This window comes from Ideonella sp. sgz306126 (assembly GCF_056032705.1).
The window spans coordinates 1-23,281 of record NZ_JBVYWP010000001.1 but is presented as its reverse complement, the minus strand read 5'-3'; the positions used below and the strand labels follow the sequence as shown (position 1 = coordinate 23,281).

The following is a 23,281-nucleotide window of genomic DNA, read 5'->3' as shown; positions in this document are numbered from 1 at the left end:
GGCGGGTCTTTCAGGGGCGGTCAGAACCGGAGGCCGAAGTAGGTTTCCAGCGTGTCGGCGACAAAATCCAGCTTCGGCTGGTCGAGTCCCGGATGAACGCCCAGCCAGAAGGTGTCGTTCATGACCCGGTCGGTGCGTTCGAGGCTGCCGTGCACGCGGAAATTGCGGCCGACCATGTAGGGTTGGCGCGTGAGGTTGCCGGCGAACAGCAGCCGGGTGCCGATCTTGAACTGGTCCAGGTAGGTCAGCAGGTCCACGCGGCGGGAGTTGGCTGCGTCCTTCAACGTGACCGGAAAGCCGAACCAGGACGGATCCGCATGCTCCTGCGCCTGCGGCAGGATCAGGAACTCCTCGCACGAGCGCAGGCGTTCGTGCAGGTAGGCGAAGTTGCGCTTGCGCTGGGCGATGAAATCGTCGAGCCGGTCCATCTGCGCCAGGGCGCAGGCGGCCTGCATGTCGGTGATCTTCAGGTTGTAGCCCAGGTGCGAATAGGTGTACTTGTGGTCGTAGCCGAAGGGCAGGCTGCCGTGCTGCTGGCAGAAGCGCTTGCCGCAGGTGTTGTCCTTGCCGGGGCCGCAATAGCAGTCGCGGCCCCAGTCGCGGAACGACTCGGCGATGGACTTCAGCTCGGGGTGGTTGGTGAAGACCGCGCCGCCTTCGCCCATGGTGATGTGATGCGCGGGATAGAAGCTCAGCGTCGCGATGTCGCCGAAGGTGCCGACCAGCCGGCCGCGGTAGCGCGTGCCGAGCGCGTCGCAGCAGTCCTCGACCAGCCACAGCCCGTGCCGGCGCGCGATGTCGCAGATCACGTCCAGGTTGTAGGCGTTGCCCAGCGTGTGGGCCAGCATGATGGCCTTGGTCCGCGGGGTGATGGCGGCTTCGATCAGGCTCGCGTCGATGTTGTAGGTGGGAATGTCCACGTCGATGAACACCGGCACCGCGCCGAACTGCAGGATCGGATTCACCGTGGTCGGGAAGCCCGCGGCCACCGAGATGACCTCGTCGCCGGGCCGGATCGCCCGCGCGCCCAGGCGGGGCGAGGTCAACGCCGAGAAGGCCAGCAGGTTGGCGGACGAGCCCGAGTTGGTCGTCAGCACCTGGCTGACGCCAAGATAGGCGGCGAGCCGCTTCTCGAAGGCTTCGTTGAAGCGACCCGTGGTCAGCCAGCCGTCCAGCGCGGCCTCGACCATGTTGCGCAACTCGCCCGCGCCGATCACCTTGCCCGACGGCGGCAGCGAGGTCTGGCCGGGTTCGAAGGGCGCGTCGGTGAAGGCCTGCCGGGCGTATTCGTCGACCAGCTCGGCGATGCGCTGGCGCAGTTCCGGCAGCGGCGGCTTCGGTGCCGTCGGCAGCCACTGCACGGGGCTCGGGTTGCTCATGGAAGGGATTCCTTTTTCTCGGCCATGTGGTTGTCGATCTGCGCCCAGCACACCTGGCGCATGTCTTGTTGCCCGACCCAGGCCCGATGCCATTCGATGACGCGGTCGAGCGCCACCTTCAAGGGCCAGGCCGGCTGCCAGCGCAGCGCCTGGCGGGCCTTGGCGCTGTCCAGGCGCAGCGCCTGGGCCTCGTGCGGGCCGGCCGGGACGGTGGCGAAGTCGAGCTGTATCGGCAGTTGCCGGGCCAGGTGTTCGGCGATCCAGCGGACCGGCCGCACGTCCGACTCGTCGGGCCCGAAATTCCAGGCGCCGGCGTAGGTCGGTCCGTCGGTGTGCAGGCCTTCGGCCAGTTGCAGATAGCCCGCCAGCGCGTCCAGCACATGCTGCCAGGGGCGGGTCGCGTCGGGGCGGCGGATGACCACGGTCTCGTCCTGGACGGCGGCACGCAGCAGGTCGGGCACCAGGCGGTCGGCCGACCAGTCGCCGCCGCCGATGACGTTGCCGGCGCGGGCGGTGGCCAGCGCCACGCCATGCCGTGCATGCTCGCGCACCGGGAAGAAGGCATCGCGGAACGACGCGGCCACCAGTTCGGAGCAGCCCTTGCTGGCGCTGTACGGGTCGTGGCCGCCCATCGGGTCGATTTCCCGGTAGGCCCAGGGCCACTCCTGGTTGGCGTAGCACTTGTCGCTGGTGACGCAGACCACGGCGCGCACGCCCGGGCTCTGGCGCACGGCCTGGCACAGGTTCACGGTGCCCATCACGTTGCTGGCAAAGGTGCCGACCGGGTCGTCGTAGCCGGGCCGCACCAGGGCTTGCGCGGCCAGGTGAAGCACCACCTCGGGCCGGGCGTCGCGCAGCGCGGCGGTCAAGGCATCGAGGTCGCGCACGTCGCCGGTCACCGAATGAACCTGCTCGGCCACGCGGGCCGCCTCGAACAGGCTGGGCGTGGTGGCTGGCGGCAGCGCATACCCGGTGACCTCGGCGCCCAGGCGCGACAGCCACAGGCTCAACCAGGCGCCTTTGAAGCCGGTGTGGCCGGTGACGAAGACCCGCCGCCCTTGCCAGAACGTCGGCGTCATGACCAGGTCTTCCAGGGCGCCTCGCCGGACTGCCACAGTTGTTCGAGCTGGATCTTGTCCCGCAGCGTGTCCATCGGTTGCCAGAAGCCCTCGTGCACATAGGCGGAGAGTTCGCCCTGCTGGGCCAGCCGCTCCATCGGCTCGCGCTCCCAGATAGACGGGTCGCCGTCGATGAAGTCGATCACCCGCGGTGACAGCACGAAGAAACCGCCGTTGATCAGCGCGCCGTCGCCCTTGGGCTTCTCCTTGAACGAGCGCACCTGGTGCCCGTCGAGTTCCACCGCGCCGAAGCGGCCGGGCGGGTACACGGTGGTCACGGTGGCGAGCGTCTTGTGCCGCCGGTGGCTGTCGATCACCGCGCCGATGTCCACGTCGCTCAGGCCGTCGCCGTAGGTGAAGCAGAACTCGGCCTCGTCCTGCAGGTAGCGCTTGACGCGCCGCAGCCGGCCGCCGGTCTGGGTCTGCTCGCCGGTGTCCACCAGCGTGATGCGCCAGGGCTCGCAATGCCGCTCGCAGACGTCCATGCGGTTGTTGGCCAGGTCGAAGGTCACGTCGGACATGTGCAGGAAGTAGTTCGCGAAGTACTCCTTGATCACATAGCCCTTGTAGCCGAGGCAGACCACGAAGTCGTTGACGCCATGGCTGGCGTACAGCTTCATGATGTGCCACAACATGGGCCTGCCGCCGATCTCGACCATGGGCTTGGGCTTCACGGAGGTTTCCTCCGACAGCCTGGAGCCCAGGCCTCCCGCAAGAATCACTGCCTTCATATGCTGTCCCGCGTCGCGCCTGGGGTGATGATGCGAGAAGCATAGGTGCGCGGCCCCGAGGGCAGGCGCCGGATAAGGCGGGGCTTTGAGGTGCAAATCGTTGGCCGGAGGGCCGCGGGCTTGCGCACAATGGACTCCGTGACGCCTTTCAAGGAACTGTTGCCCGGCGCCTGGGCCCTGACGCTGCGACGCGTCGTGGACGAGCGCGGGGATTTTCTCAAGACGCTGCTCGCGTCGCGCCTGGCCGAGCTGGGGCTGCCCTTCGTGCTGCGCGAGCAATTCATCACCCGGTCGCACCGCGACGTGATCCGGGGCCTGCATTTCCAGCGGCCGCCGCACGACCACGTCAAGCTGGTCTGCTGCCTGGCCGGAAGGGTGCAGGACGTGCTGGTGGATCTGCGCCCGGGCGCGGACTATGGCCGCGTGGCCGCCATCGAGCTGACGGGCGACGAGCCGCTGCTGCTGTACCTGCCGTCGGGCATCGCGCACGGGTTCCGGTCCCGGGAACCCGACTCGGTGATGATGTACATGACCTCCAGCGAACACGCGCCCGATCACGACGGCGGCATCCGCTGGGACAGCGTCGGGCACGACTGGGGCTGCGACCGGCCGGTGCTGTCCGCGCGTGACCGGCAGCACCCGTCGCTCGCGGACTTCGTCTCGCCGTTCGCCGCCGCGGGAAGCCCGTCGTGAAGATCTTCGTCACCGGCGGCACCGGCTTCGTCGGCGGGCATGTGGTCGAGCAGGCGCTGGCGGCCGGCCACGAAGTGACCGCGCTGCGGCGGCCCGGCAGCCTGCCGCGCCGGACGCTGCGCGCGCAACCGCGCTGGCTGGACGGCGGGATGGATCAGGACTGGCGGGAGGCCCTGCGCGGTCAGGACGTCTGGCTGCACCTGGCCGCGCACACCGCCAACCCGCCCTACGACTCGCTGGCGTCCTGCCTGCACTGGAACGTGGTGCTGCCGCTGGCGCTCGCGGAACAGGCCCGGCAGGCGGGCGTGGATCGCTTTCTCGTCGCCGGCTCGTGTTTCGAATACGGCCAGGTCGAGGCGTCGCCGAAGGGCATCTCGCCGCTGGCGCCGCTGGCGCCGAACAACGCCTACGCCAGCTCCAAGGCCGCGTCCTCGGTCGCCTTCATGGGCTTCGCGCGCGAGCACGCGCTGAAGCTGCAGGTCTTGCGGATCTTTCACGTCTTCGGCCCGGGCGAGCCGGAAGGGCGCTTCTGGCCCTCGCTGCGCCGGGCGGCGCTGGCCGGGCAGGACTTTCCGATGAGCGCGGGCGAGCAGGTGCGCGACTTCGTGCCGGTGGAGTCGGTGGCGCAGCAGTTCGTTCAGGCGCTGGCGTTCCGCGGCGTGGTGGCCGGCGCGCCGGCGGTGCGCAACGTCGGCTCCGGCCGGGACCAGACCCTGCTCGAGTTCGCCAGCCACTGGTGGGCCACCTGGGGTGCCAGCGGACGGCTGCTTCCTGGCCAGGTGCCCTACCGAGCCGGCGAGCTGATGCGGCTGGTGCCGATGCTGGGCGACCCGGACCCGGCCTGAGCCGGGCCCCCGCACCGCCGCGCCCCGCGGGCTGCGCGGTGGCGAGGTTCATGCCGGCGCGACCTCCAGCTGCAGATCCTGCATCGGGTGGCGAATGCAGTCGGCCTTCGGGTCGTGCCAGGGGGTGGGACATCCTTCCAGCAGGCACAGCACGTCGCTGACGGCGGCGCTCCGGCGGGCTCGGGCGGGATCGACCGGCTGCAGCACGATGGCGCTGTGGCGCTGGGCGGCATAGCTCGCCAGCGCGCGGTAGCCCATGGTCTGCAGCATGTGCGGCTCCCAGCCGGCGGCCCGCCAGGCCGCCAGCGCGGCGCGCAGGCCTTCGGGCGATCGGTCGCCCTGCGTCCAGGTCACCACCCGGTGGCGGGCCCGCGGAGCGGCCTGCGCTGCCAGGGCGGCCAGTTCGGCGCGGGACGCGACAGGGGCCAGCAGCAGATCGGCCGGCTCGTTCGAGGCGGTCCGCAGGTCGGGCCGCAGCGCGAGCAGATCGGCCAGCCACGCCGCGCCATCGGCGCTGGCCGACACCGTGGCCAGCGCGCCCTCGCGCACCAGCGCGCACAGCGGCGCCAGGTCGACCGCCGTGCCGGCCCGGTCGGACGGCACGCTCGTCTTGTCCAGGCGCAGATAGGACTCCATGTTCCGCGCGATCTTGGCCAGCACCGAGGTGTTGGCGAGGTGGCGGTAGCGCAGCTCGCCGTAGCGCGACGCGACCGGGTCGTGCACCACGTCGCGCGGCGCGACGCCGTCGGGCCGCTTCGTCTGGGCGTAGTCCAGGGCCGTCTGGGTCAGCGTGTCGGCGCTGATGCCCTGGCCGCTGACCACTTGCTCGTACAGGTGGCGCCAGTGATAGCCCATGGACGGCACGTCGCGGTGGCGGTTCTTGACCAGATAGGCATGCCAGCCGTTGATCGCCTTGCCGGTGAGCTGGTCCACGCTGCGGACCGGCAGGTGCACCACCGACGCCCCGTTCACGACCCGCGTGGCGGGGCGGCGCCCCCCGGCGAGCTGAACCATGTGGTTGCCCTGCTCGATCACCAGGGTGTTGTCGTCCTCCGGGCGGCGCCGGATCACGACCTTGAAGTAGACCGGGTGCTCGTAGCGGCGGCGGCCCGGCATCGCGCCCAGCGGGTCGCTCAGCAGCTGATCCGGGCGGGTGTCGGCGGTCGGCACGTGGGTGGACCAGGGCAGCAGCGCGATGCTGCCGGGCTCCAGCTGGCCCAGCACGCGTTCGAGCGGGGCGCGCCCGGAGGCGTGGAGGAATTCGTCGGCGTCCAGCAGATAGACCAGCTCGGGCTGGAAGATCGGTACGACCTTGCGGTAGACGTGCGTCATCTTCTCGGACTGGAAGTAGCCGAAGATCGGATCGTCGAACACCAGCACCGGCAGGCCTTCGCGCTGCAGCGCGCTGAGGATGTCGCGGGTCCCGTCGGTGGAGTCGTTGTCGATCACCACCATCAGGTCGACGAACGCCAGGTTGTGGCGCACGAAGGCCTCCACGATGTCCGCTTCGTTCTTGACCATCGCGATGGCCAGCGTGTTCATCGACGTGGCCGTGGCGGCGGAGGTGTCATCGAGTGGCATGGGGACGTCCTCAGGCAGTGACAAGGGTGTCGGCAGCGAGCCGAGCGGGGATGGGCAGGTCGTCCGGCAGGCCGCCGAAATCGGCCCGCATGGTGCGGGCGACGACGCGCTCGCGCAAGGTGGTCGGGATCTTGCGCAGGGTCAGCTTCATGAACGCGGCCTGCGGCTTCTCGCAGGGCTTGAGCTGCGCGTCCAGCCAGTCGAACGCGGCGATCTCGAAGCGGTGGTCGAACCAGCCCAGGTACCAGAACCAGTCGGTGTAGTAGAGCCACGAGTTCTCGTTCAGCGCGCGCAGGTGGGTCGGGTCCTGCCAGGCGGTCGGGGCCTTCTCGTACGGCACCTCGATCTGGAACTCGCCGCCGTCCTTCAGCAGGGTCAGCACGTTGCCCATCAGCATCGGCAGGTCCGGCACGTGCTCCAGCACGTTGTTGGCATAGACCAGGTCGACCGAGCCGGCGTCCAGCCGGATCCGGTCGCCCCGGCAGCCGGGTTGTTCCAGCGGCCAGGTCTGCGGCTGGCCGAGGTCCAGCACCAGGTCCGGCTCGGCGCGCGCCAGGATGTCGAGGTTCAGCCAGCCCGGCTTGTAGTCCTTGCCCGAGCCGAGGTTGATCTGCGTCGGGCGCCAGGGGGCAGGGTGGCCGGCGCGGCTGCGGGCCTCGTGGTAGCGGCGCGCGAAGTTCAGCACCCGGGCGTAGGCGTCGACCGCGTCGCGGCGGCGGAAGGTGGCCAGGCGCTCGCGGGCGCCGATGAAGAAGTCGGCGCGCCCGAAGCTGTTCTGGAAGAAGCCTTCCAGGCGGTCGTCGGTCAGCCAGAAGACCGCGTCGTCGAACGCGGCCGGGGCGCGGGTGGCGGCGCTGCGCTCGGAGATCACCGGCGTGCCCAGCGACAGGCAATGAAAGGCGCGGGCCTGCTCGAAGCGGCTGGTCTCGTAGAAGTGGCAGTTCAGCACCGCCTTGGACTGGCGGATGAAATGGTCGCGCTCGGGGCCGTAGATCGGGTGGTCGAAGACGGCGACCTGCACGCCGGTGGCTTCGATGCGGTCGATCCAGGCCTTGCGGCGCGGGTTCATGCTGCCGAAGAACAGCAGGTCGATCGGGCGCTGCTCCAGCGCCGGCGCCAGGCCGTCGTCGAGGTACGGTGCGTGTAGGAAGCTCACCAGCGGCACCTCGGCGCCGTCCTGGCCGTAGGCGGCGACGTTGTCGGCGTCGTAATCCACCACCGCCGAGCGGCGCAGCAACTCCAGGTAGGCCGGTGGCAGCGCGGCGCCCCCGTTGCCCAGTTGTTCGAGGTTGACGAACACGCAGGCGTGACGGCTCTGCCATTCGGCAGGAAAGCCGAGATGCGCGCCGAATACGAAGTTCAGGGCATCGGCGCGCAGCCGGTTCTTGCCGATGCTGACCTCTGCGCCCAGCCGCCGGAACTGATGGCGGAAGTAGCGCGCCTGGTCGAGCAGACCCAGCGAATGCACGTAGCCCGAGGGCTGCATGATGGCGAGGTGGACGAGGGGCTTGGGCATGGCGATCCTGGCGGCGCGCAGCATTGCGCAGATGGATCGATCTTGGCAGGCCGGCCCCACGCGCCATGCGTCGAAGACCGCGGTTTTGACGGTCCATTTCGACCGCTGGACGCCGGTCTGCAGCCGGCCGGGCCGGTGTCTCAGGCCGGCAGCGGGCCGGGTTTGCGCGCGGTGAGGTAGGCGATGCGGTCGGTGCTGAAGCACTGGCCCGCCTCGAAGCTGGGCCGCAGGTGGTCTTCGAACAGGGCGCGCTCCTCGGCGCTGAACTGCTCGGCCATCACGCGCGACAGCGGCGGCGCCCAGGGGTGGGGCGCCTCGTCGATGAAGGCCTGCCACGACGGCGCCAGGCTGGGCCTCACGTCGACGTGCAATTCCAGGTGCGGCTCGGTGAAGCCGGCGGCCTGCACCAGGCGCAGCAGGTCGCGTTCGGACCAGGCCGTCATCGGGTGCTGCCTCAGCGCCTGCAGCGTGTCGGGAAACTGGGCCGCCTTCCAGCGGTGCAGCAGCGGCAGGATGCGGTCCGGCGATCCGGCTGGCAGCGCCGCTGCGGCTTGCTGCAGCGCGCAGGCGGCGAAGGCATCGTCCTGAAAGATCGGCTCGGCCAGCGACAGCCGTCCGCCAGGCTTGAGCACCCGCCGCGCTTCGGCCAGCGCCGCGGGTTTGTCGGCCACGTAGGCCAGTACGGCCCGGCTGGTGAGTGCGTCGGCGCAGGCGTCGGCCACGCCGGCCAGGGAATCGGCGCTGCCGTGGACGAAGCGGCATTGCGCGGCATGGCCGGCGGCTTCGGCGCGGGCACGGGCCTCGGTCAGCAGAGGCTCTGAGAGGTCGGTCAGCACCGCCTGCAGGCGGCCGCCGGTGCGCGCGAACGCATGCCAGGCGACGCGGCCATCGCCGGTGCCGATGTCCACCAGCGTCATGCCGGGCTCGATGCGGGCGCCGTCCAGCAGGCGCTCGACCAGGCCGTCGATGCGGGCCTCGACCCGCGCCCGGTAGCTCGCGTCGTCGGCATGGCGGCCGCGCAGCAGCCAGTCGGACCAGCGGTCGGCGGCCGCCGGCAGGGGGGTGGGTGCGGGCACGGTGGGCAAGGCGGCGTTGTGCGGCGGGACGGCGGCTCAGGCGGCCGGGGCAGCGGCCGGCAGTGGGGCGGGCGGCAGGCCGGCGAGCTGGCGTTCGTGCATGCGCAGCAGCAGCGCTTCGTAATCGCGCGCATAGCGCTCGGTGTCGAACAGCGGCAACGCCAGGCGGTGCTGGTCCAGCTGCTGCTTCAGGTGGGCCAGCAGGCCCCGGTCGTTGGCCAGCGCGGTGCCCAATTCGACGTACTGCTGCTCGTCGCCGCAGGCCAGGTCCGGCAGGCCGCAGGCGTGCACCAGACTGGCGGCGACGCGCGAGGCGAAGGTGGCGCCGGGCACGGTCAGCACCGGCACGCCGGCCCACAGCGCCTCGCTGGCCGTGGTGTGGGCGTTGCAGGGCCAGGTGTCCAGGAACAGGTCGGCGGCGCGCAACCGGGCGATGTGCTCGTCCGCGTTCAGCTTGGGCGCCCAGCGGATGCGCTCCGGCCCGATGCCGCGCCGCGCCAGTTCGGCCTCCAGCCGGGCCTGGCCCTGCGGGTTCCAGGCCAGCAGCCACAGCAGCGCCTGGGGGGCACCTTCCAGCAGGCGCGCCCACAGGTCCAGCAGGTGCGGTGAGAGCTTGTAGGTCTGGTTGAAGCAGCACAGCACCACGGCGTCGTCGGGCAGGCCCAGCGCCGCCCGCGGGGTGGCTGGCGGCAGCGCGCGCCGGCGGTCGTTGGGCTGGTAGCTGTGCGGCAGCTGGGCGATCTGCTCGCTGTAGTTCGGCCCATGCGCCAGCGGCGTCACGATCGGGTCGCCGATCAGGTAGTCGATGAAGTCGGCGCCGGTCGTGGCCGGGTAGCCCAGGTAGGCCACCTGCACTGGCGCCGGCCGGTGGGCGAGCAGCTCGAAGCGGCTGAACCGGGTGTGGCCCTTGAGGTCGATCGCGATGTCGATGCCGTCGTCGCGCATGCGGCGGGCGACCTCGGCGTTGCTCATCTGGCTGACGTCGATGAAGGCGTCGCAGGCGGCGCGCATGCGGCCACCGAGGGCGCTGCCGTCGTCCAGGCTGTGCGAGTACAGGCGAACCTCGAATCGGGCGGTGTCGCGGCGCTCCAGCAACTCGGCCATCAGCATCGCGGTGGCGTGCTGGTAGAAGTCGCAGGACAGGTAGCCGATGCGCACGCGGCCCGGCCGCCGGGGGCCGGCCGGCGGCAGCGGCTGGAGGTGCCGCGTCAGGCCCAGGGTGCGCAGGCGGCCGACGCGGCGCTGCTGCGCTGGCGTGGCGTCCAGCGCCAGCAGCGCGAACGGCGACAGCAGTTGCCCGGCGCCGCCGTCGGCCTCGTCCAGCGTCGCCAGCAGCGCCGCGGTGTCGGCGTCCACGCGTTGCCAGTCGCAGTTCTGGCGCCCTTCATGCACGAGGAAGGACAGCGCCAAACCCTTGACCTGGCGGTCGTCCAGCGCGACGGCGGTGCGAAAGCACTCCATCGCCTGGTCGCGCAGGTCCAGCCCCATCAGCGCCAGCCCCAGCCGGTAGTGCACCAGCGCGACGTCGAGGCGCAGCGCCAGCGCCTGGAAGAACGCGTTGACGGCATCCTGCAGCCGCTGCGCCTGGAACAGCGCGTTGCCGTATTCGTTGTACCAGTCGAGGTCGCGCGGGGCGTCGGCCGGGTAGGCGTCGAACACCTGGGCCGCCTCCGGGCCGCGGTTCTGCTGCAGCAGCCCGTCGGCCAGCAGCCGGCAGGCCAGGGCGTGGCGCGGGTCGGTGTCGCGGGCGCGGCGGGCCGCGTCGACCGCCTCGGCGGGGTGGCCCGAGGCCAGCAGCGCGCGGCTCAGGTTCAGCCACATCAGCGTGTCGTGGGGCGCCAGGCGGGTGGCCTGCTGGAAGGCTTCGATGGCCTGGGTCCATTGGCGCGCCTGCAGCGCCTGGTGGCCCCGCTGGCGGTGATGTTCGGCACGCGTCGGGTTGGGCTTCATGGTCGGCCACTGTAGGCCGGCCGGCCCGGCCGGTCCGGCCGATAAACCGCGCCGAAGCGCCGCTGTTCGGGGTCTTGCCGTGGGTTAGCCCGCACCCGCCTCGCCGGACCGGCCCTGCGCCAGCGCGCGGTAGCGGGCGGCTTGCGGGGCCTGGCCGAGCAGGTCGTACAACAGCGCCAGGTTGTGGGCGGCGAGCGGTCCGCCGCGGCCGGCCACGCTGCCTTCCAGGTCGGGCCGCTCGCCCAGTTCCAGGCAGCGCAGCCAGGCGGCCTCGATCATCGGCAGCAGTTCGGGCGCACGCGCCGGCTCGTCGGCCGCCCAGTCGAGCAGCAGGTCGCCCAGCGCGAACGGGATGTCCGGCGAACCGGGCCAGCGGGCCAGCGCCGCCTGGGCCAGGTCGACCGCCTCGGCGTGGCGCTTGCAGCGCTTGAGCGCGTGCAGGCTGCGCGCGCTGAGGTCGTGGTGCCAGTCCGGCGTGGGCGCCGGCAGGCGCGCCCGCGCCCGCTCGAAGCATTCCAGCGCGTCGGGCCAGCGCTGGTAGACGTCGTGGTCCTTGCCCAGTTGGTACCAGAGGTAGGCGTCGTCGGGGCGGTCGGCCAGCGCCCGGGTCAGCAGCGCCGCGTTGCGCCCGGCCTTGACGGCCAGCGCGTCCGGCAGGTAGCCGGCGTGGCCCAGCACCAGCGGCAGGCGCCGGACCGGCAGCGCATGCAGCGCCTGTTCGTGGATGCGTCCGGCATAGCGCACCGCGCCGGGCAGCACCCGGCTGATCCAGCTGGGCGCCACGCTGCGCTGGCCGTTGGCGTCGTGCGGGCTGTCCACCCGCACCTGGGCGACGAAATCCGGTGCGGTGTGCCGCAGCGCGGCGAGGTGCTCGCCGCCACTGGCGATCCATTCGTCGGCATCCAGCACCAGATGCCAGTCGGCCGCCGCCAGCTCCAGCGCCGCATTGCGCGCGGCGGCGAAGTCGTCCACCCAGTCGAAATGTTCGACGCGCGCGCCCGCCTCGCGCGCGAGGCGCGGCGTGTCGTCGGTCGAACCGGTGTCCAGCACCAGCAGGCTGTCGACCCAGGGCCGGGCGCTGGCCAGGGCGCGGGCGATGCCTGCCGCCTCGTTGCGCGCGATCATCACCAGCGCGATGCGCTGGAGTCGGGGCGGGGCGGGCGGCCGGGACATGGCCCGGACTCTAGGGCTTAACGGCTGCGCCGGTCGGCCGATAAGCCGGGGTGGCTGGCGGCAATTGCCTGGGGACCCCCCCAGGACGCCGGACCCGGGCTCCGAAGAATTTTGATCCTGCAGGCCTCAAGTTCGCGCAAGCCCTGTCCGATACCCCAACCAACAGGACATGCAATCAGGCAGGTTCTGCGGTCCGGTGAGATGGCCAAGGGTCAGGCAGGGTCGAAAGACACCGCCCGACCGGAGGAGCACCCGGCGCTGGGTGCGAAGGCGCCGGTGCTTTAACCGGAGACTTTTGGGAACTTTTTAGGAGTGTCATCATGACCATGTCCATCAATACCAACATCGCCTCGCTGGACGCCCAGCGCAACCTCTCGAGCAGCCAATCGTCGCTGGCCACTTCGATGCAACGCCTGTCTTCGGGCCTGCGCATCAACTCGGCCAAGGACGATGCCGCCGGTCTGGCGATCTCTCAGCGCATGACGGCCCAGGTCAAGGGCATGAACGTCGCGATCCGCAACGCCAACGACGGCATCTCGCTGGCGCAGACGGCGGAAGGCGCGCTGGCCTCGGTCGGCAACTCGCTGCAGCGCATGCGTGAACTGGCCGTGCAGTCGGCCAACGGCACGAACTCCACGTCCGACCAGGCGTCGCTGCAAAAGGAATTCGCTCAGCTGCAGTCGGAAATCTCGCGGGTGCTCGGCGGCACCAAGTTCAACGGCATCAACATCCTGGGCGGCGGCGCCTCGAGCATGACCTTCCAGGTCGGCGCGAACACCACGTCGAACGATTCGATCTCGATGTCGATCTCCGACATGACCACCGACGCCACGCTGACCGCGGTGACCGGCAGCACGGCGTCGATCGGCAGTGGCGCGACGCTGGGTGCGATCGACACGGTGATCAACAACCTGGACACCGCGATCAACACCGTCAACGACACCCGCGCCACGATGGGTGCCGACCAGAGCCGGTTGGACGCGGTGATCTCGAACCTGCAGTCCTCGTCCGAGAACCAGGCCGCCGCTTCGAGCCGCATCACCGACGCGGACTACGCGGCGGAAACCGCGAACATGAGCCGCGCCAACATCCTGCAACAGGCCGGCACCGCGATGGTGGCGCAGGCCAACCAGCAGCCGCAGATGGTCCTGAAGCTGCTGCAGTAATAGGAGCGCGGCAGCGCGGGCGAAGCGCCCGCGCCCTGCACCGCTTGCAGCGCCCTGCACGGCCAGCCGTGCAGGGCGCTGTCGTTTGGGACGGCGGCGAACTGGCGGCGGAAGAACGCTCATTTCGGCGCTTTGCCGCAGCGCCGACCTCTTCAGAATCACTCCAACGCTTCTCCGGCTGGAAAGGCGTGGTCCGACAGGCAAAGCCGAGACGTCCCGAACGCAATGCATTCGGGGGGCGGCAAGTGGTTGCCGGGCTGGGTGGACGGCGGGAGCGACCTCCTGCCGACCGATTGGCCGGCCCGCTGCCGGAAGTGGTCGATTCTCGAGAGGTGCAGACATGCCGCAAACCATCAACACCAACATCGCCTCGCTGGAGGCGCAACGCAACCTGAACGCGTCGCAGTCCTCCTTGCAGACGTCGATGCAGCGCCTGTCGTCGGGCCTGCGGGTCAATTCGGCCAAGGACGACGCCGCCGGCCTGGCGATCGCCGAGCGCATGAACGCGCAGGTCAAGGGCATGAACGTCGCGATCCGCAATGCCAACGACGGCATTTCGCTGGCGCAGACGGCGGAAGGCGCGCTGGCCTCGGTCGGCAATGCGCTGCAGCGCATGCGCGAGCTGGCGGTGCAGTCGGCCAACGGCACCAATTCCTCGTCCGACCAGGCGTCGCTGCAAAAGGAATTCGCGCAGCTGCAGTCGGAGATCTCGCGCGTGATCAGCGGGACGACCTTCAACGGCATCAACATCCTGGCCGGCGCCGCCTCGTCGATGACCTTCCAGATCGGCGCCAACACCACCGGCAACGACACGATCTCGATCGGGCTGTCGAACATGAGCACCGATCCCAACATCAGCGCGGTCACCGGTTCCACCGCCTCGATCGGCAGCGGCGCCACCGTCGGCTCGATCGACACGGTGATCAACAGCCTGGACACCGCGCTCAACACGATCAACGACACCCGCGCCACGCTGGGTGCGACCGAGAGCCGCTTCGATTCGATCATCTCGAACCTGCAGACCTCGGTCGAGAACCAGTCCGCCGCCAAGAGCCGCATCATGGACGCCGACTACGCCGCGGAAACCGCGAACATGAGCCGCGCCAACATCCTGCAACAGGCCGGCACCGCGATGGTGGCGCAGGCCAACCAGCTGCCGCAGCAGGTGTTGAAGCTGCTGCAGTGATCGCACCCCACGGTCGCCCCTGGGTCCGTTCAGGCGCAAGGGGATGAGCGCCGCCGCGGACCCGGGCTGTGGAAACAGCACGGCGACCGCCGGGCGGCGTTCCTGCTTGAGGGCTGGCGACGCCGATCTCGGCGCCAGCGCTTAAGTTGTGACGCTGGCGGCCGATAGGCCGTAAAGCCACCCAAGATCGGGACTGCATCATGACCGTTTCCACCACCACCTCGGCCACCACCTCGTCCGTCACCGGCGCGATCTCGTCGCTGGGCGTGGGCAGCGGCATCGACGCGACCACGATCATCTCGAAGCTGATGGCGGTCGAGTCGATCCCGTTGACCAACCTGCAGAGCGCCGACAGCAGCCTGAAGACCCAGCTCTCGGCCTTCGGCCAGATGCAGAGCCTGACCGCGACGCTGCAGGGCGCCGCGCAGGCCTTGATCAACCCCGGCCTGTGGAGCGGCACGGCCGCCTCGTCGAGCAACAGCGCCGTGGTGTCGGCGACCACCGCCAGCGGCGCGGTGCCGGGATCGTACTCGGTCGCGGTGCAGGCGCTGGCGGGAACGCAGACGATCACCAGCGCGACCTCGCTGCCGTCCTCCTCCAGCACGCTGGACACGGGCACCTTGACGATCCAGCTGGGCACCTGGACCGGCGGTCCGCCGGCCACCGGCTTCACGGCGCAGGCCGGCAGTTCTCCCACCACCATCAACATCACGGCGGGCAATACCAGCCTGGCCAGCATCGCCCAGCAGATCAATGCGGCGGGCGCCGGCGTGACCGCCACCGTGATCAATGACGCGAACGGCGCGCGGCTGTCGATGAGCTCGACCGCCACCGGCGCGGCGAACGCGTTCAAGATCACCGCCACCGAGACGGTTCCCAGCGGCACGCTTTCGACCGGCTTGTCGTCGCTGGCCTTCGACGCGACGAACAGTGCCACACCGATGCAGCTCAACCAGTCGGCGGCCAATGCCAAGGCGACGGTGAACGGGATCGCGATCGAGTCGGCCAGCAACACCATCAACAACGTGGCCAACGGCCTGAACCTGACGCTGTCGCAGGTCAGCGCCACCCCGACCCAGATCACCGTCAGCCCGGACACCGCCTCGGTCAACACGGCCGTGACGGGCTTCGTCAACGCCTTCAACGGCCTGGCCAAGTACATGAGCACCGAGACGGCCTACGACCCGACCAGCAACACCGCGGCGCCGCTGCAGGGCGACACCACGATGATGAACATCCAGTGGGCGCTGCGCGGCGTGATCAACCAGAGCTCGACCGCGTCCAGCGCGTTCTCGGTGCTGTCGGACGTCGGCATCTCGATGCAGAAGGACGGCACGCTGGCGGTCAATTCGACCAAGATGACCGCGGCGCTGAACAACCTGCCCGAGCTGCAGAAGCTGTTCATGGCCAACGGCGCCACGCCGGCGGCCTCGGGCTTCATGACCCGCTTCAACACCTTGACCACGTCCTTGCTGGACGTCAGCGGCAGCATCGCCACGCGGCAGCAGGGCCTGCAGACCAGCATCAAGCAGAACGAGCAGCAGCAGTCCGACATGCAGCTGCGCCTGCAGCAGATGCAGGACAACATGACCAAGCAATACCAGGCGCTGGACACGACGATGGCCCAGATGCAGGCCTTGTCGAGCTACATCACCCAGCAGTTCAGCAGCAGCAGCACGAACAGCAGCAGCTCGGCCTGACGGCGGCATGCGCCGGATCGACCGCAGGGGCGCCACGGCGCCCCTGTTTCATGGATGCACCGGGAAACCGCGCCAGATCACCGGATCGCAAGCGCTCAAGTCGACCGCCACCGGGTCGATAAACATTCAACGGCAACCCACGGGACTGACATGATGTACAGCGCAGCCACTTCTTCCCCCTTCGCGCGCACCGGCGGCCTGGCGATGGCCTACCGCCAGATCGGCGTGGCGACCAGCATCGACGGGGCGTCTCCGCACCGCCTGATCGAGATGCTCTTCGACGGCTACGCGGAGGCGGTCAACCAGGCCCGCGGCGCGATGCGCGAGCGCCAGATCGAGGCCAAGGGCAAGTCGATCTCCCGTGCCGCGAAGATCGTCGACGAGGGCCTCAAGGCCTGCCTGAACCTGGAAGCCGGCGGCGCGCTGGCCGCCGACCTGCGCAACCTCTACGACTACGTGGCGCTGCGCCTGGTGCTGGCCAACGTGCGCAACGACGAGAAGATCCTGGACGAATGCGCGCGGCTGATCGAGCCGCTGCGCCAGGCCTGGAAGGACATCGGCCCTCAGGTGGAGACGCACTGAAGTGACCCCCGAGACCCTTGCGGCCACGTGCTTGCGCGAAGGCATCGCCATGAACCACACTTTGCTGAACTACTACGAAGCGATCGAGCGTGCCAGCGCCGACATGCTGGAGGCCGCCCGCCACGGCGACTGGGACCAGGTGGTCAAGCTCGAAGGCGCGTGCGCCGTGCTGATCTCCCAGCTCAAGCTGGCCGCCCAGAGCGAGCAGCTGAGGGCGGAGGAGGCCAAGGCCAAGTCGCGCATCATGCAGCGCATCCTGCTCAACGACGCCGAGATCCGCCACCTGGCCGAACCCTGGATGGACGAACTCGACCAGATGCTGAGCGGCCGGCCCAAGATCCTGCACTGAACCGACGCCCACGCGCAGGACGCCGCACCATGTACCAGGACACCCAGCCCGCTTCGCTCGACGGCCTCGGCGATCCCGACCGCCTGGCCGAATTCAAGGTCACCGACCCGATCGAGGTGCGCGCGCTGCTGAAGGCGCTGATGGACCGGGCGGTGATCGTCAACCTGAACGGCTCGGACGGCGCCTTCTACGCCAGCACCCTGTGGAGCGTCGATGCCCAGCTGGGCAAGATCGCCTTCACCGCCGACCTGCAGTCACACACCGTGGCCCAGCTGGTGGAGGCCGACGACGCGATGGCGGTGGCCTATCTCGACCAGATCAAGGTCCAGTTCGAGGTGCAGGACCGGCTGCTGGTGCACGGCCGCCAGAGCTGCGTGCTCCAGGCGGCGCTGCCGCGCGAGGTCTACCGCTTCCAGCGCCGCAATGCCTACCGGGTGCGCACGCTGGAGCGCAGCGCGCCGACGGTGCGCTTTCGCCATCCCGAGCTGCCCGACATGCCGCTGGCGCTGCGCGTGCTGGACCTGAGCATCGGCGGCTGCGCGCTGTTCATGCCGCAGGACGTGCCGCCGGTGCAGCCCGGCGTGGCGATCAACGGCGCGGTCGTCGAGCTCGACGGCGACACCGAATTTCGCGCCACCCTGGTGGTGCACCACGTGACCTCGATCCAGCCCCAGGCCCGCGGCGTGCGCCTGGGCTGCGAGCTGCGCGGCCTGGACCTCAACGCCCAGCGCGGCCTGCAGCGCTACATCGACCAGACCCAGAAGCGCCGGCGGATGATGGCGCTCGACTGAGCGCGGATCGCGACGGCGGGCGTCCGCACCCGCACCCGCACCCGTCGGGCGGGCTCAGGCGGCGATCGGCTCGGTGCGCGCGATCAGCCAGTCGCGGGCCGCCGGGCCGACGCGCGGCGCCAGCACCTCGCGCACCCGGGCGTGGTAGCGGTTGAGCCAGTCGATCTCGTCGGCGCGCAGCAGCGCCACCTCCAGGCAGCGCACGTCGATCGGGCACAGCGTCAGCGTCTCGAACTCGAGGAACTCGCCGAACTCGCTGGCCGGCGCCGGCACCGCGAGCACCAGGTTCTCGATCCGCACCCCCCAGCGCCCGGGCCGGTACAGGCCCGGCTCGACCGAGGTGAACATGCCGGCGCGCATCGCCATCTGCGGCTCCGGCGCGGCGCGGCTGATGGTCTGCGGCCCCTCGTGCACGTTCAGGAAATAGCCCACGCCGTGGCCGGTGCCGTGGCCGTAGTCGCGGCTGTGGGCCCACAGCGGCGCGCGGGCCAGCGCATCGAGCGCGGTGCTCAAGGTGCCCTCGGGGAAGCGCGCCCGGCTCAGCGCCAGCGTGCCCTGCAGCACCCGGGTGCAGTCCTCGCGCTGCTCGGCGCTCAGCGCGCCGATCGCCCAGACCCGCGTGATGTCGGTGGTGCCGCCCACGTACTGGGCGCCGGAATCGATCAGCAGCAGGCCCGGCGCCTCGATCACCGCGTGCGATGCGGCCGTGGCGCGGTAGTGCGGCATCGCACCATTGGCGTTGAAGCCGGCGATGGTCGGGAAGCTCAGGCCCACGAAGCCGGCGCGCCGGGCGCGCTCGGCGCTCAGCCGCTCGTCCACCGTCAGCTCGGTCAGGCGCTCGCCGCGGGTCAGCGCGGCCTCGAAGCCGGCGTAGAACTCGCACATCGCGGCGCCGTCCTCGGCCATCGCCTCGCGGATGAAGGCCGCCTCCTCGGCGCTCTTGCAGCTCTTGGCCAGCGTGCTGGGGTTGATCGCCTCGACCACCTTGACCGCGGCGGGCACCGCCTCGCGCAGGCCCAGCGTGACGCGCTTGGGGTCCAGCAGCAGCGTGGCGCCGGCCGGCAGCGCCGCCAGCGCCTGGGCGGCGTCGGCGTAGTCCGCCAGCACGACGGCGTCGGCCGCCAGCACGCGGGCCAGCTCGGGGCCGACCTTGCCCTGGCCGACGAACAGCGTCGCGCGGTCCGGCGCGATCAGCAGGTGGGCGAGGAAGATCGGGTTGTAGGCCACGTCGGCGCCGCGCAGGTTGGTGATCCAGGCGATGTCGTCCAGCGTCGAGACGAAGTGGTGGCTGGCGCCATGCTCGGCCAGCGCGGCGCGCACGCGCGCCAGCTTGGTCGGCCGATCCAGGACGGCCTGCGGCGCACGGTGCTCGTAGACCGGCGCCTGCGGCAGCGCGGGCCGGGGTTGCCAGGCGGCGGCCAGCGGGTCGGCATCGGTCTTCAGCACGATGCCGGCCTGGGCGCAGGTGGCGCGCAGTTGCTGGGCGGCGGCCAGGCCCAGCACCTGGCCATCCACCGCCAGCGTCTGGCCGGGGGCCAGTTGGCCGGTGATCCAGGCCAGGTGGTGGGTGGCGGCGGCGGTGGGGATCTTCACCAGCTCGATGCCGCTGCCCTGCAGCTCGGCGGCGGCCTGCTCCCAGTAGCGCATGTCGGCGAACAGCGCGGCGCGGTCGAGGGTGACCACCAGCGTGCCCATCGAACCGGTGAAGCCGGAGAACCATTCCCGCCCTTGCCAGCGTTCGGGCAGGTATTCGCTGAGGTGAGGGTCGCTGGACGGCAGCAGCACGGCCTGCGTGCCGCCGGCGGCCATCGCCTCGCGCAGTTGTTCGAGGCGAAGGCGGGCGGGCGCGATGCGGGTGTCCATGGTCTGGCTCCGGGAGGCCGGCGCGCCGCCGGGTGGGCTGCGGGTCGGCGGAAAGAAAAGGGGGTGAGTCGGCGGATTCTAGGAGCGGCGGGATGCACCCAGGGGGTCTGGGGCTGAGGGGAAACACGTGGGGCCGCCGGGCTCGACTGGCCGTGGCCCGCCGGCGTTGCGGCAGACTGTGCGGCATGGACGCCCTTCAAGCCCTCCCCGAGGTGAAGCCATTCGAGTCCGCACGGGCCTTCGAAGCCTGGCTGCGCACGCATCACGCGAGCTCCGAGGGCTTGTGGCTCAAGATCGCGAAGAAAGGCGCCGGTGTCCCCAGCGTCACCTACCTCGAAGCGGTGGAGATCGCGCTGTGCTGGGGCTGGATCGATGGCCAGAAGAAAGGCTTCGATGACCAGCACTTCCTGCAGCGCTTCACCCCGCGCCGCCCGCGCAGCGTCTGGTCGAAGACGAACGTGGCCAAGGTCGCGGCGCTGATAGCGGCAGGGCGGATGCAGCCCGCCGGGCAGGCCCAGATCGATGCCGCCCAGGCCGACGGCCGCTGGGAGCGCGCCTACGACGGCGCACGCACGGCCACCGTGCCGCAAGACCTGCAGGCCGCGCTGGCCCAGTGCCCGCCGGCGCAGGCCTTCTTTGCGACCCTCGACGCCGGCAACCGCTACGCGGTGCTCTGGCGCGTGCAGACCGCGGCGAGGCCACCGACCCGCGCCAGGCGGATCGCGCAGCTGGTCGAGAGGCTGGCGCGGGGCGAGGTGCTGCATCTCGTCAAGCCGAAGGCCCGGGGCTGAGCACGCCCGACTCCGCCGCCGGGTGTTGCCGTCACGGCGGATGACTGTTCCCGGGAAGGCGGCCTCGCAGCGGTGCAGGGCCGCACAGCGTCGACCGCCGCGACATGCGGCTGGACGCAAGCGTCGCTCATATGGGCATGGCTCCGAAGTCCATTGCCTGGCGGGGCCGCGCGCGGCTCGGTCTCCGCAGGAGCGGGCGCCCATGAACGCGGCATCAAGGCCGCGAACGCAGCAGCAAGGTGCCCAAGCGTCTGCGGATCCCCACGTCAACCTCCCTTGCGGCCATCATCGGCAACGCACAGAATGACTTTGCGCTAACGCCGCTTTGCGCGGCAGATTCAGTACTGGATCAACGTCCGGTCAATCGGGAAGGAAAATCAAATGCGACAAGCACTTGCGATCGAACGTAATCGTCCGTTTAGGCGACATCAGTCGCGCAAAGCGGCGTCAGCTTGTCGTCTATAACGCGTTAGGCTTTTTGCACAGGCTGTCGCATCCAGAAAAATTCGCTTAACCTCGAACCAAAACCATAGCTCCAGCATATAGTTTTCGACACAAACATGAAAATCATAATCAATAAGAAACACAAATCTATTCCAGCAGGGATATCCTTCGATCTTCCAAATTTTTGCGTAATTACAGGGAAAAATGGGAGCGGGAAAAGCCACCTGCTTGAGGCAATGGTGAACAGTCAAATTTCCACCATCACAGACTCTGATCTCCCAATCAGCAAAATTCAACTAATTGGCTTTGGTGGACTTAACCCCCAGATCGATGAGTCTTGCGACCCCCAGCAACTCACACAAAATACAAAAAATTGGTGGAACCAGATTGAAGGGCACCAGAATAATTTAAAACAAGCCAGGATTAATGGCGAAAACATTTCCGATCCGATTACGCAATTCCTACCCAGATGGGGGGCACAACCCAGTCTTATTAAATGTAGTCAACGGAATCATGAGCAAGTCCTCTAAGGCATTTGAGGACTTGAGAGAAGACGATGTTTACTTTAATTTGAATTTAACGGATGCAAATCAAGGAACACTTTTCGCCACGCAGCTTGCGTTAATATTCAAAACTTATCACATCAGATACACCAAGAATGAGTTCAAGATATTTCAAAATGCAAAGAACAAAACAAACAATCCAACACTAAGTGACGAAGAGTTCTTTGGGAAATATGGCCCAAAACCTTGGTGCTTAGTAAACGAAATACTTACTAAAGCGGGACTCACTTACGAAGTGGTTAGCCCGGAAACAATCGACACAGATTCAACATACAAGCTGCGCCTAGTTGATAAGTCAAATGGATCTGACATATCCGCCAATGATTTATCCACCGGAGAAAAAGTTCTTATGTCGCTAGCGCTAGCGATCTATAACACTCAGGAGTCATCAGGAAAGCCGGACTTGCTGATTTTGGACGAGCCCGACGCTCCGCTTCACCCACAGTACTCAAAACTATTGATTGACACCCTGAGAGAGGTGGTCGTCGAAAAGGCAGGGGTTCGGGTTATTTTAACCACGCACTCGCCTTCCACAGCGGCAATGTGCCCCGATAATTCACTGTTTGAAATGAACAGAGAGACAAAGCTTCCTGAAATGATTAGCATTAATCGGGGCATTGAGGTGCTGACCGGAGGAATACCTCACCTTAAAGTCTCGATCGATAGTCGCCGTCAAATTTTCGTGGAAAGCAAATATGATGTTTTATATTTCCAACGCCTATTCCAGATCATCCACAGAACCACCCCAATAGCCTATCAGCCAATTTTTCTGGAACCCCACAGCGGCACGTCGAATTGTTCTGATGTTGAATCAATTGTCACGCGACTATACGAAGCAGGCAATGATGTTGTAAGGGGCATCATAGATTGGGATGGCACGAGAAAAGAGAAATACCCTGTTTATATTCTTGGGCAAGGCAAAAGGTACGCAATTGAAAACTATTTGCTTGATCCACTTTATGTTGCACTTGCGCTTTTTCGCACCGGGAAGAGAACACCAAATGATTTCTCCGTGAGCAATATAACGACTTATGTTGACATCATAAAAATCACTGCGGATGATGCTCAAGAAATCTCAAACACAGTACTGTCAAACGCGGGAATAGAATTAAAAAATCCAATCAAATGCGATCTGCAAAATGGATGGTCAATTGCGCTACCGGAAGCATTTCTGAATATGCGCGGACATGATTTGGAAAAGCTTCTACTAACAAAAATTCCGGAGTTAAATGCCGTATCAAGCAAAAACGGCGGCTCAGGACTGAAGCTTGGGCTGCTACAAGTTATTGAGGAATTTCCTCAGTTTTTATCGGCAGATATTTTTAAAACATTTTCCCAAATAAATTAAGAAAATCCGCATCAGGCATATTACATCCGCACCGATAGCAGCAGGACCTAATATTTCAACTATGACGCTTACTCGACTTTGTAGGAACTCGAAGCTAACGCAACCGGAGTGAACTTGGCAAACCTTTCCAACGCACCCCAGCCTAACTGTCGGTTCAACGCGGACGCCAACACTGGCCATGGCTTCGCCATTTTCATGGCCAGTGTTGGTGCTCTACGCGCTTCGCGCTCCGGCGCCGGTTAACCTGGGCTACAAGGGCTTCCCCGTTCGTCAAGCAATAGTTGACCTGGGACCCGCGGAGCGGGTCTGATTTTCTTCCTTCTTCAAAGCCAACCAGCCGGGCGCAGATCAGGCGGTGGGGAGGACAACAAGGTGCGGACTGGCCAAACTACAAACGGTCATTGGTGTGGCGTGTTGAGTGCCACGGACCCTGATG

The 23,281-nt window shown here is 67.8% G+C and carries 20 protein-coding genes; 11 read left to right on the top strand and 9 right to left on the bottom strand.

What is annotated here, in order from left to right; translation table 11 throughout:
* Window positions 1-20: 20 nt before the first annotated feature.
* From rfbH to rfbF, 3 genes are read right to left on the bottom strand one after another with little or no spacing between them, the layout of a single operon-like run.
* A complete protein-coding gene (gene rfbH / locus AC0N04_RS00100; RefSeq protein ID WP_474277321.1) occupies window positions 21-1,379 on the bottom strand; it encodes a lipopolysaccharide biosynthesis protein RfbH in 1,359 nt (452 codons plus the stop codon).
* A complete protein-coding gene (gene rfbG / locus AC0N04_RS00095; protein ID WP_474277318.1) occupies window positions 1,376-2,458 on the bottom strand; it encodes a CDP-glucose 4,6-dehydratase in 1,083 nt (360 codons plus the stop codon). The genes rfbH and rfbG overlap by 4 nt, the downstream gene beginning before the upstream one ends.
* On the bottom strand, window positions 2,455-3,228 hold the full coding sequence (gene rfbF / locus AC0N04_RS00090) for a glucose-1-phosphate cytidylyltransferase (protein WP_474277315.1): 774 nt from the start codon (window positions 3,226-3,228) through the stop codon (window positions 2,455-2,457). The genes rfbG and rfbF overlap by 4 nt, the downstream gene beginning before the upstream one ends.
* Before the next feature lie 138 nt (window positions 3,229-3,366).
* Here rfbF and AC0N04_RS00085 point away from each other — a divergent pair, with 138 nt between their 5' ends.
* Both AC0N04_RS00085 and AC0N04_RS00080 read left to right on the top strand, forming a co-directional pair.
* Window positions 3,367-3,921 carry a dTDP-4-dehydrorhamnose 3,5-epimerase family protein gene (locus AC0N04_RS00085; RefSeq protein WP_474277313.1) on the top strand — a complete coding sequence of 185 codons (555 nt, stop codon included), beginning with the start codon at window positions 3,367-3,369 and terminating at the stop codon, window positions 3,919-3,921.
* A complete protein-coding gene (locus AC0N04_RS00080) occupies window positions 3,918-4,766 on the top strand; it encodes an NAD-dependent epimerase/dehydratase family protein (protein WP_474277310.1) in 849 nt (282 codons plus the stop codon). The genes AC0N04_RS00085 and AC0N04_RS00080 overlap by 4 nt, the downstream gene beginning before the upstream one ends.
* 48 nt (window positions 4,767-4,814) lie before the next feature.
* On the opposite strand, the gene AC0N04_RS00075 is transcribed toward AC0N04_RS00080, so the two are convergent.
* From AC0N04_RS00075 to AC0N04_RS00055, 5 genes are all read right to left on the bottom strand, one after another.
* Window positions 4,815-6,347 (bottom strand): glycosyltransferase family 2 protein, encoded by a 1,533-nt coding sequence (locus tag AC0N04_RS00075; RefSeq protein ID WP_474277307.1) that lies wholly within the window; start codon window positions 6,345-6,347, stop codon window positions 4,815-4,817.
* A 10-nt stretch (window positions 6,348-6,357) separates the two neighbouring features.
* A complete protein-coding gene (locus tag AC0N04_RS00070) occupies window positions 6,358-7,863 on the bottom strand; it encodes a methyltransferase domain-containing protein (RefSeq protein ID WP_474277304.1) in 1,506 nt (501 codons plus the stop codon).
* A 140-nt stretch (window positions 7,864-8,003) separates the two neighbouring features.
* A complete protein-coding gene (locus AC0N04_RS00065) occupies window positions 8,004-8,939 on the bottom strand; it encodes a methyltransferase domain-containing protein (protein WP_474277301.1) in 936 nt (311 codons plus the stop codon).
* A gap of 36 nt (window positions 8,940-8,975) precedes the next feature.
* On the bottom strand, window positions 8,976-10,889 hold the full coding sequence (locus AC0N04_RS00060; RefSeq protein ID WP_474277298.1) for an O-linked N-acetylglucosamine transferase, SPINDLY family protein: 1,914 nt from the start codon (window positions 10,887-10,889) through the stop codon (window positions 8,976-8,978).
* Between the two features lie 84 nt (window positions 10,890-10,973).
* Window positions 10,974-12,062 (bottom strand): glycosyltransferase family 2 protein, encoded by a 1,089-nt coding sequence (locus AC0N04_RS00055; RefSeq protein ID WP_474277295.1) that lies wholly within the window; start codon window positions 12,060-12,062, stop codon window positions 10,974-10,976.
* 320 nt (window positions 12,063-12,382) lie between these two features.
* On the opposite strand from AC0N04_RS00055, the gene AC0N04_RS00050 reads away from it, so the two are divergent.
* The 6 genes from AC0N04_RS00050 to AC0N04_RS00025 all read left to right on the top strand — a co-directional run bounded on the left by AC0N04_RS00050 (window position 12,383) and on the right by AC0N04_RS00025 (window position 17,836).
* The gene (locus AC0N04_RS00050; RefSeq protein ID WP_474277292.1) at window positions 12,383-13,228 is read left to right on the top strand and encodes a flagellin N-terminal helical domain-containing protein; all 846 of its coding nucleotides are present in this window, start codon (window positions 12,383-12,385) and stop codon (window positions 13,226-13,228) included.
* Between the two features lie 340 nt (window positions 13,229-13,568).
* Window positions 13,569-14,414, top strand: coding sequence for a flagellin domain-containing protein (locus tag AC0N04_RS00045; RefSeq protein ID WP_474277289.1), 846 nt, complete (start codon window positions 13,569-13,571; stop codon window positions 14,412-14,414).
* Window positions 14,415-14,614: 200 nt separating this feature from the next.
* A complete protein-coding gene (gene fliD / locus AC0N04_RS00040) occupies window positions 14,615-16,114 on the top strand; it encodes a flagellar filament capping protein FliD (RefSeq protein WP_474277286.1) in 1,500 nt (499 codons plus the stop codon).
* Between the two features lie 150 nt (window positions 16,115-16,264).
* Window positions 16,265-16,696: a flagellar export chaperone FliS gene (gene fliS, locus AC0N04_RS00035; RefSeq protein WP_474277283.1), complete on the top strand. Its 432-nt coding sequence runs from the start codon at window positions 16,265-16,267 to the stop codon at window positions 16,694-16,696.
* 49 nt (window positions 16,697-16,745) lie between these two features.
* Window positions 16,746-17,045 carry a flagellar protein FliT gene (locus AC0N04_RS00030; RefSeq protein ID WP_474277280.1) on the top strand — a complete coding sequence of 100 codons (300 nt, stop codon included), beginning with the start codon at window positions 16,746-16,748 and terminating at the stop codon, window positions 17,043-17,045.
* Window positions 17,046-17,074: 29 nt separating this feature from the next.
* Window positions 17,075-17,836, top strand: a complete 762-nt coding sequence (locus AC0N04_RS00025) for a flagellar brake protein (RefSeq protein WP_474277277.1) — start codon at window positions 17,075-17,077, stop codon at window positions 17,834-17,836.
* A gap of 54 nt (window positions 17,837-17,890) precedes the next feature.
* Here AC0N04_RS00025 and AC0N04_RS00020 read toward each other — a convergent pair whose 3' ends face one another.
* Window positions 17,891-19,699: an aminopeptidase P family protein gene (locus AC0N04_RS00020; RefSeq protein WP_474277274.1), complete on the bottom strand. Its 1,809-nt coding sequence runs from the start codon at window positions 19,697-19,699 to the stop codon at window positions 17,891-17,893.
* Between the two features lie 185 nt (window positions 19,700-19,884).
* Between AC0N04_RS00020 and AC0N04_RS00015 the strand changes: the two genes are divergently transcribed.
* From AC0N04_RS00015 to AC0N04_RS00005, 3 genes are all read left to right on the top strand, one after another.
* The gene (locus AC0N04_RS00015; RefSeq protein WP_474277271.1) at window positions 19,885-20,490 is read left to right on the top strand and encodes a YdeI/OmpD-associated family protein; all 606 of its coding nucleotides are present in this window, start codon (window positions 19,885-19,887) and stop codon (window positions 20,488-20,490) included.
* 560 nt (window positions 20,491-21,050) lie between these two features.
* Complete coding sequence (locus tag AC0N04_RS00010; RefSeq protein ID WP_474277268.1) at window positions 21,051-21,464, top strand: hypothetical protein; 414 nt, start codon at window positions 21,051-21,053, stop codon at window positions 21,462-21,464.
* Window positions 21,448-22,845 carry an AAA family ATPase gene (locus AC0N04_RS00005; RefSeq protein WP_474277265.1) on the top strand — a complete coding sequence of 466 codons (1,398 nt, stop codon included), beginning with the start codon at window positions 21,448-21,450 and terminating at the stop codon, window positions 22,843-22,845. The genes AC0N04_RS00010 and AC0N04_RS00005 overlap by 17 nt, the downstream gene beginning before the upstream one ends.
* Window positions 22,846-23,281 lie beyond the last annotated feature (436 nt).